Annotated in this window: 2 protein-coding genes; both read left to right on the forward strand. The window is 66.7% G+C overall.

The annotated features are described in order from the left end of the window. The coding region (locus tag ACR2JA_RS06010) for a class I SAM-dependent methyltransferase (RefSeq protein ID WP_434008201.1) at nucleotides 1-714 on the forward strand (714 nt) is incomplete at its 5' end. 88 nt (nucleotides 715-802) lie between these two features. Then, nucleotides 803-1,429 (forward strand): arylformamidase, encoded by a 627-nt coding sequence (gene kynB / locus ACR2JA_RS06015; protein WP_434008202.1) that lies wholly within the window; start codon nucleotides 803-805, stop codon nucleotides 1,427-1,429. The last annotated feature ends 122 nt before the right edge of the window (nucleotides 1,430-1,551 follow it).

Genomic DNA, 1,551 nt, shown 5'->3' on the forward strand with positions numbered 1-1,551 from the left:
ATCGCGCCCGAACAGCCGCTGAATGTGGTGCTGCAGGCCCGACACGAGGGTCGCAGCGAAACCACCGTGCTGGCCGGTACCGTGCCCGAATCGCACGTGGTCACGGAAGACGGCGCGAAGTACCGCGTCAACCTGCTGCGCGGGCAGAACCACGGCCTGTTCCTGGACATGGCCGAGGGCCGGCGCTGGGTGCGCGCGCACGCACAGGGCCACAAGGTGCTCAACCTGTTCGCCTACACCTGCGCCTTCTCGGTGGCCGCACTGCAGGGCGGCGCCAAAGAAGTGGTCAACCTCGACATGGCGCAAGGCGCGCTGACCACCGGTCAGCAGAACCACCAGCTCAACGGTTTGAACCACAGCGCCAAGTTCCTCGCGCACGACCTGTTCAGCTCCTGGGGCAAGGTCACGCGCATGGGCCCGTACGGGCTGGTGATCGCCGACCCGCCGAGCTACCAGAAAGGCAGCTTTGTGGCCAACAAGGACTACGCCCGCCTGGTGCGCCGCCTGCCCGACCTGCTGCGCCCCGGTGGCCATGCCCTGCTCTGCCTGAACGCCCCGGAGATCCCCGAGCAGTTCCTGCGCGACGTGCTGGCCGAGCAGGCGCCGGAACTGGTCATCGAACAGCGCCTGCCCAACCCGGCGGTGTTCGCCGATGTGTCCGGCGACCGGGCGCTCAAGGTGCTGGTGGTGCGCCAGCCGCCGCTGCCGGCCTGATCATTTGATTTAAGCCTGAAGTATTTTTTCTGCTCGTTGGAAAATACCGACACCACGGCTTTTTACCCGGTGCTAACTTCGTCGCACGATGAAAAAGCTCTGGGACATCTCCCCTCCGATTCACGCAGGCACGCCGGTTTTCCCGGGTGACACGGCCTATTCGCAGCAGTGGGTGGCCAGCATCGGCCCGGGCTGCCCGGTCAATGTCAGCGCCCTCACGCTCAGCCCCCACGTGGGCGCACACGCCGACGCGCCGCTGCACTACGACCCTGAAGGCGCGGCCATCGGTGCCGTGGACCTGCAGGCCTTCATCGGACCCTGCCGCGTGGTGCACGCCATCGGCTGCGGGCCGCTGGTGCGGCCGGAACACATTGCACACGCCCTTGAAGGCCTTCCGCCCAGGGTTCTCGTGCGCGTGTACGAGCGCATGCCGCAGGATCGGTTCGACAACGCCCTGCCCGCCTTCGCGCCCGAGACCGTGGCACTGCTGGCCGACCGCGGCGTGGTGCTGATCGGCATCGACAGCGCCAGCATCGACCCGGCCGAGAGCAAGACACTGGACAGCCACCAGACCATCCGCCGCCGCGGCCTGCGCGTGCTGGAGAACCTGCTGCTGGACGATGTGCCCGAGGGCGACTACGAGCTGATCGCCCTGCCGCTGAAGCTGACCACCGCCGACGCCAGCCCGGTGCGCGCCGTCCTCAGAGAACTTTGAAACCCCAGCAACCATCTTGATGAACCCGTTACTGAACCGCAGTGAAGTCGTTGCGCCAAGGCGACTTGGAGCGGGCGATGGCGTTGAGGATGACCAGCAGCTTGTGCATGCAGGCCACCAGG

This window comes from Hydrogenophaga sp., from assembly GCF_051007235.1.
Classification (GTDB): domain Bacteria; phylum Pseudomonadota; class Gammaproteobacteria; order Burkholderiales; family Burkholderiaceae_C; genus Hydrogenophaga.